Source organism: Okeania sp. SIO2F4 (genome assembly GCF_010672385.1).
Taxonomy (GTDB): Bacteria; Cyanobacteriota; Cyanobacteriia; order Cyanobacteriales; family Microcoleaceae; genus Trichodesmium.
Genome location: NZ_JAAHGT010000541.1, coordinates 1 through 6,519 on the forward strand (window position 1 = coordinate 1; position 6,519 = coordinate 6,519).

At 36.2% G+C, this 6,519-nt stretch carries 7 protein-coding genes and 2 pseudogenes; 5 read left to right on the forward strand and 4 right to left on the reverse strand.

The genetic code is table 11. The features are described 5' to 3' along the window. Positions 1–443: 443 nt before the first annotated feature. Positions 444–644 (reverse strand): IS200/IS605 family accessory protein TnpB-related protein, encoded by a 201-nt coding sequence (locus F6K22_RS26980; protein WP_363274518.1) that lies wholly within the window; start codon positions 642–644, stop codon positions 444–446. 1,118 nt (positions 645–1,762) lie between these two features. Here F6K22_RS26980 and F6K22_RS26985 point away from each other — a divergent pair. Further along, positions 1,763–2,230, forward strand: a complete 468-nt coding sequence (locus F6K22_RS26985) for a DUF4079 domain-containing protein (RefSeq protein ID WP_293105182.1) — start codon at positions 1,763–1,765, stop codon at positions 2,228–2,230. Positions 2,231–2,346: 116 nt separating this feature from the next. On the opposite strand, the gene F6K22_RS26990 is transcribed toward F6K22_RS26985, so the two are convergent. The 3 genes and pseudogenes from F6K22_RS26990 to F6K22_RS43155 all read right to left on the reverse strand — a co-directional run bounded on the left by F6K22_RS26990 (position 2,347) and on the right by F6K22_RS43155 (position 3,608). After that, the gene (locus F6K22_RS26990) at positions 2,347–3,045 is read right to left on the reverse strand and encodes a DUF1997 domain-containing protein (protein ID WP_293105184.1); all 699 of its coding nucleotides are present in this window, start codon (positions 3,043–3,045) and stop codon (positions 2,347–2,349) included. Between the two features lie 148 nt (positions 3,046–3,193). After that, positions 3,194–3,484 (reverse strand): annotated as a pseudogene (gene tnpA / locus F6K22_RS26995) (IS200/IS605 family transposase). Beyond that, a complete protein-coding gene (locus F6K22_RS43155) occupies positions 3,477–3,608 on the reverse strand; it encodes a transposase (RefSeq protein ID WP_375340200.1) in 132 nt (43 codons plus the stop codon). The pseudogene tnpA and the gene F6K22_RS43155 overlap by 8 nt, the downstream one beginning before the upstream one ends. Before the next feature lie 124 nt (positions 3,609–3,732). Here F6K22_RS43155 and F6K22_RS27000 point away from each other — a divergent pair, with 124 nt between their 5' ends. The 4 genes and pseudogenes from F6K22_RS27000 to F6K22_RS27015 form a co-directional block, all read left to right on the forward strand. Next, positions 3,733–4,392 carry an NAD(P)H-binding protein gene (locus F6K22_RS27000; RefSeq protein ID WP_293105189.1) on the forward strand — a complete coding sequence of 220 codons (660 nt, stop codon included), beginning with the start codon at positions 3,733–3,735 and terminating at the stop codon, positions 4,390–4,392. Positions 4,393–4,668: 276 nt separating this feature from the next. Continuing rightward, positions 4,669–5,757: a glycoside hydrolase family 24 protein gene (locus F6K22_RS42510; protein WP_363274516.1), complete on the forward strand. Its 1,089-nt coding sequence runs from the start codon at positions 4,669–4,671 to the stop codon at positions 5,755–5,757. A gap of 248 nt (positions 5,758–6,005) precedes the next feature. Beyond that, positions 6,006–6,280, forward strand: a pseudogene (locus F6K22_RS27010) (transposase); the annotation flags it as partial. A gap of 37 nt (positions 6,281–6,317) precedes the next feature. Then, a partial coding sequence (locus tag F6K22_RS27015; RefSeq protein WP_483244164.1) for an IS1/IS1595 family N-terminal zinc-binding domain-containing protein occupies positions 6,318–6,519 on the forward strand: 202 nt, incomplete at its 3' end.

Consider the following 6,519-nt stretch of genomic DNA (forward strand, 5'->3'; position numbering starts at 1 on the left):
TCTCCAAATGTCCTCCGGTGACTAATATATTTACCGAAAAATTAAGGTTTAAAGCCTCTCCTTTCAAGGAGAAAAAAGCGGTCGTTTCGTCTGCTCGCCGACATGAAAAGCGTTTGCGGAGCATGACCTAGGATAGCTTTGCGCCAGCAAAAACGCCATATCCAATCGACCAAGAGAGCGATCGTTTGCGGATAATTCCGTAGGATGGGATGGATGAGTTACCTAACCATATCCAATCGACCAAGAGAACAAAAAAATTCTTTTTAACCAATCCTCTTCTTTTTAATAATAGGTAATTAATAATTACCTATTATTAATTATTGAATGCTGCATTTTCATCGCAGTCGTGTTTAGTTTCACAATTAATAAATTCCCCTTCTCTAATTTAAATGTCTAATTTTCAGACTGAAAAACTGCAACATCAACACATTTTGGTAGTTTGCTCAATGACTAATTACTCTCAAATTACGACCATATTTTTCTGCTTTTCCTTCTAATAAGGTGCGAAATTGTTTCCAGCCTAAATCACTAATTGCTCTAGACAATTTTCGGTTTTTAACCATACCAGAAACATTCAAATATTCTAAAATAATTGTTTGGTTTTCAGGAATTATTTTAGTGGATAACTTATGGAGAAAATCGATTTTAGTGTCTTTAAGTTTGGCAAGAAATTTAGCGACTCTGACTCAAGCTTTTTCGTACCGTTTAGAACCTTGAGTATTCTTATACCAAATTCATGCATAGGCAGTTACATCTTAAATTTATGATTTATTCCTACAATAAAAAATTATAAATTACATAAATTGTAAAAATTAAACGTTTTTTCATCTTTTTTTATTATTTTTTTCTTTCCCTATTCCCTATTCCCTATTCCCTATTCCCTATTCCCTATTCCCTATTCCCTATTCCCTGTATCGTGACTGTAGCAATATTTTATGAAATTGGTATTAGATATAGCAATTCCCATACTGGAGAGGTATAAAACTCTAGGCTTTAGGCAAGAGGCAATAGTGAAGTAAAGATAATAGTCTACCTCATGCTTAGTGAGAAATACTATTATTAACATCCTCCCGACGTTGCCCTTACGCGATAAAGCCGGATTCCTGCTCCATAACTGGTAGGAGCTTTCTGCTACCTCTTGCAGAGGAGGTGCGCTTTTCATGTCGCGTTTCATGTCGTGTTTCATGTCGCGAAGCGTTTCATGTCGGCGACAGCCGAAAAGCTAAAGCGAAACAATACACTTGCCTAATTAGCCGAACCTCTTTTCGGTGTAAAGGCCCGCTCCTAAAGACTTGCCAGGGTGGTCTTGGGGTCTCCCCCATGAGCGACTAGCGCTGACACTACTAGCCGAGCAGCCTTAATTTATTAATAGTATAGCAATGTGCGCTGGCATATTTACACATTATTTTTTGTACGCCTTTTCTAGAATGCACTTTGAGCTGGGCCTTGTAAATACCTGAGCGCTCATTGCCATAGCATACTATCGTAAAAACCGCATGAGTTGGTTTTCGCGGACGACGCTACCCTACGGGAGAGCGCAGGTCTCCAACCAACTTTGAGATGATTTACTTAATTGGCGATACTTTTTAATTCGTTTTTTTATCAGACCCAGTTTTTCAGTCAGCTTACCCTCTGGTCAGGAGAAACCCAAAACTTATCTACATGATCGGCTATCGGGAGCGTCACTATCAAATAAGATCGACTAGCTGTTATACTAAGTTTTATAAAGTTTTTTTACGAATCCTAGAGAGAAGATTAATTTATGGATCTGCCAATTCCAGAATCTATTAAACCATGGCTCAACTTTTTCCATCCTGCTATTATGTGGGTACTTTTGGCCTTGACAATTTATGCCTTGTATCTCGGTATTAAAGTTCGCAACAGTAGAACTGCCACAGAAACAGAAAAGAAAAAAGAATTTGCTAAATTTAAAATCAAGCATCACCAAGTTGGTTCCCTAATCCTAGCTTTCATGGTTTTGGGGTCTCTTGGTGGAATGGCCGTCACTTATATTAATAATAGTAAGCTGTTTTTTGGTCCTCACCTCCTGGCAGGATTAGGCATGACAGGAGCGATCGCTCTATCTGCTTCTTTAACTCCTTTTATGCAGAAAGGCCAAGATTGGGCGCGTTACAGCCATATAGTTCTGAACGTTTCAATCTTGGGCCTTTTTAGTTGGCAAGCAGTAACAGGTGTAGAAATTCTGTTAAGGATTATCAGCAATATGTAAAACATTTTGACAGTCCATCGGATAAATCCGCGTGGATTCTTTGAGAGATAGTTTAATATTTGATTTATGAATCAGCTATAAATAAATATTTATTTAGGGGTTTGGTGACCAAGCCCCTACTTTCTTTTTCTTTGCTTGGGAAATGGCAAATTATAGGTAGTATGAAAATCCATTTGAGTTTTGTAGCTCAAACACTGGGATACCTGACGTACCACTTTAAGTAATAACCCATTGCCAGTCTTCTGAATCAAACCAGGGGACATTTTATGAATAAACTGAGGAAACTTGACACCCACAGTCAAATCTAGATTCCATTTTGCCCCAGTAATCACAGGGGGGAGTCCCAATTTTTGAATCTCTTTCTGACTACAGAATTGATCCGTGGGTAACTCTACCAATTTCATTTCTGATTGAAATTGAATTTCATATCCAGGAGGAGTATAATTTGGCACTTGTATATTCCTAATTCTATATATTCCTGCGGAATCTGGTGGCACTAGCTCCAAACCAACTCTAGCTTCTACCTGGTATCCCAAAGCACCCAATTTTCCAATCAACAAATCATAGCCATTTTCTCCTAGAGGCTCAACTTTCATCGGATGAGCGCATCGACAAAACCAATTCCGGTGAGATACAAAGTGCTTTGCTACCGTTTCAATATCTACATACAGTTCCATGCAGTCACTATATTTAGTGTTAAACCAATTAGTTTTGCTAGTTTCTGGTGTTTCTATTTCTGTTGTACTTAAGTAACAATTACTAATCAAGTTTTTGTCCATTTCTAAGGTTTTATCTACAGCAAAATTGTCGTGCATGATTAGGACTATAGTGTATATATATATACACTATACCCAATAATTTTAGGATTGCCAAATTGGATCTTTAATTTATAAAACTTTATTCCGCAAGGGGGCTCCGGTTATAATCTCCGATTTAACGGGAGAGGAGTTGCCGACAATTTTCTTAAACTGGTGTTGATTGATGCTCAACATATTGTTTTAATTGCTGAATGGTTACACCACCGCAACTAGCAACAAAATAAGAGCCAGTCCACAGTAGAGGTTTTCTGTAAAATCTACCTAGATAATCAGCAAAGTCTCTTCTGATTAACCTACTAGAAACAGTGTTGAGATTAGCTATGAATTGACTCAGTTAAACTTTTGGATTGAAACTAATTAACAAATGTACATGGTTTACTTCACCGTTAAACTCAACGAACTCACATTCCCACTTTTGACAAGTTTCATCAAATATGCGTGTTTAACTTTTCCAGTATTTGGACATTAATCACCTTTTTACGGTATTTAGTAACAAATAAAATATGAACAGCAAGAGAATAAACAGACCCAAAGCCTTTGTTATAATTGCTTGAAATCAAATAGCAGTAAATGTATCATCTTAGTATGATAATTAATAATTCATTTCTATAAAATCAAGCCCAGTTCCTAACAGTCAGCCAAAATTGATTATTGGTTGGATTACAACTTTATATATATGAAGATATGAAAGTATTCATCGCCGGAGCAACTGGCCAAACAGGTCGTCGGATTGTACAAGAGTTGGTGAGACGAGATATTCCTGTTAAGGCTTTAGTTCGTAACTTAGAAACAGCTAGAGAAATTCTGCCTCCAGAAGCAGAGTTGGTAATGGGAGATGTTCTTCATCCTAGTAGTTTCTACACTGCTATTGGGGATAGCAAAGTGGTGCTATGTGCTACAGGTGCTAGACCTAATTTTGACTTTACTGGCCCATATAAAGTTGATTATTTAGGAACTAAAAATTTAGTAGATGTTGCAAAACAGAAGGGTATTGAACGTTTTGTTTTGGTTTCATCCTTGTGTGTGTCTCGATTTTTTCACCCCCTAAATTTGTTCTGGCTGGTTTTATTCTGGAAGAAACAAGCTGAAGGATATGTTGAGAAAAGTGGTCTTAATTATACTATTGTTCGCCCAGGCGGTCTGAAAAATGATGATAATCAATTTCCTATTGTTATGGAATCTGCCGATCGCTTATTTGAGGGCAGTATTCCTCGTACTAAGGTAGCACAAGTTTCTGTGGAGGCAATATTTCAAACAGCAGCTTGCAATAAAATTGTTGAGATTGTTACTCAGGCAGAAGCACCGGAAAAGTCTTTGGCAGAATTATTTATTTCTGTCTCTTGAGTGTAGTTTTAAATTGATTTGTTACATAGCACATTTTTGAATTATTTCAATACAGTAATTGTTGTAAAAAAATTAGAGCTATTTTACCTATTAAACAGCAGGTGCAACTTTTGGTAACTTGAGTTAAACTAGATGTTTATTAGAGACTTTAACAAATGTAATTCATTGTCAAAAGCTCTCAGAAGAATATTTAGAAAATTACCCTTGACGATTTAGATGCGTTCTGTTAAACCGAAAATTAGAAGAAAGATACGAAAGCCTTCTCAAGTCCGTTTTATGCTTTTCAAACGCTTAATTTTTATATCTATACTTATCGTCTCTTTTATATCTTTTTTCCAGATTTTTAAGGGAAAATTAAATCTAAATAAACAGCAATTAACCAAATTAAATTCTCCTAATCAATATAATTATGATGATGAAGAAAAATGGCCTCGACTAGCAATGAAAGGTGGAGATCCTTATATTAGGGCATTAATGCGAACTATTTCAGCTAGTGAGTCTAATTATGCTCAACCTTATCATGTTGTTTATACAGGTAAAAAGGTATCTAACCTGAGAAAACATCCAGATTGGTGTATCAAAATTGTTGCTGGTCCAAATAAAGGAAACTGTAGCACTGCAGCAGGAAGATATCAAATGTTAAGCAATACTTGGTATCTCATGGCAAAACGTTATCATCCCCAACGTGGTTGGTCTCTATTTTGGGCATCTTACAGTTTTGAGCCAAAATATCAAGATGCTGTTGTACATGGTTGGTTAAGCGATCGCAAATATTGGAAAGCAGATATTCCTGGGTTGTTAAGAAAGGGAAAATTAAATCAAGTTTTGCGGTTATTATCTGGTACATGGACGAGTTTAGGATATGGAATTGAAACTAATTCTATGAGTAGGCATTTACCAACAGTATATCGGGAAGTTTTGCAGGATGAATTAAGTTTGTTGGGGGATAATTTTTCTCAGAAACAAGAAAATTCTGTGGTGGTTGAGTATTTTCCTAAAGATGTTGATAATGGAGTAGTTGAAAAAGCTTTAAGAAGTTTAGATTATCAAGTTATACTTTTACCAACTTTGACAGTAGATGTGCCTAGTAATTCAATTTGGTTTGGTTCAAAAGTAAATATAGAACACGTTAAGTTAGTTGCAGAAACATTAATTAGTTCAGGTGTCAAGATTAGAGCTATTCGACCTTTTAATAAAAAAGTAGAATTTGCCGATCTATTGATTCAAGTCGGAGCTGACCCAGAAATGCAAAATATACCATCTTTCACCTTAGAGGAAGTTCGCAGCAAATCTAGCTTTTCTAGAGGCGATCTATTTTTGAATAGAGAGGTTCATGCTTTATTATACTCCCACAAAAAGTGGTGAAAAATTTAGCTGGTATTGGCAAGATTAAAAAAGAGAAAAAGACTAGTATTAGCTAAAAAACAGCTCCATTGTAATTTAGGATTTGAACGTATCAGGAAGACTATAGCATTTGCCAAGCTAGTGAGGTATAATAAAAAGGCGATCGCTAATCCCAAGGTAATCCCTGCTACACTAATCATTAATATGTTAATATTTTGCCACTGAGTCCTATCTAAAATTAATACTAATTCTGAGGTAAGAGTGAATAAATTTTTGATGCTAGGTTTAAAGGAAAAGAAGTTATCGCTAATTTCTCTGGAGGAATAATTACTGATGATGCTGGAATTGTGTTCATGGCTGAGTTAGACAAAAAGCTAAAAATCACCGAGAGGTTGGCACTTTGTTTTCAAAACTATAGAAATTTATCTTATGTAGATTATTCAGTTCATCAATTAGTTGCTCAAAGAATTTATGGACTTATCTTAATGAAGATGTTAATGACCACGACAAATTACGTCATGACCCAGCCTTAGCTATGGTGTTGCACAATAGAGAATGATATTCTAGAATTTTATTGAGAGATGGATTGTCCTTATTGTCAAAGCCATAAAGTAGTGAAAAATGGTCATCGTCAGGGAAAACAGAGTTATCTGTGCCGTGATTGTGGCCGTCAGTTTCGAGAAAGCCCCTGTCCTGCGGGTTATAGTTCTGACGTTAAAGAGCTTTGTCTAAAAATGTCTCTTAACGGCATGGGATTCCGAGCCATTGAGCGAGTGACTGGTA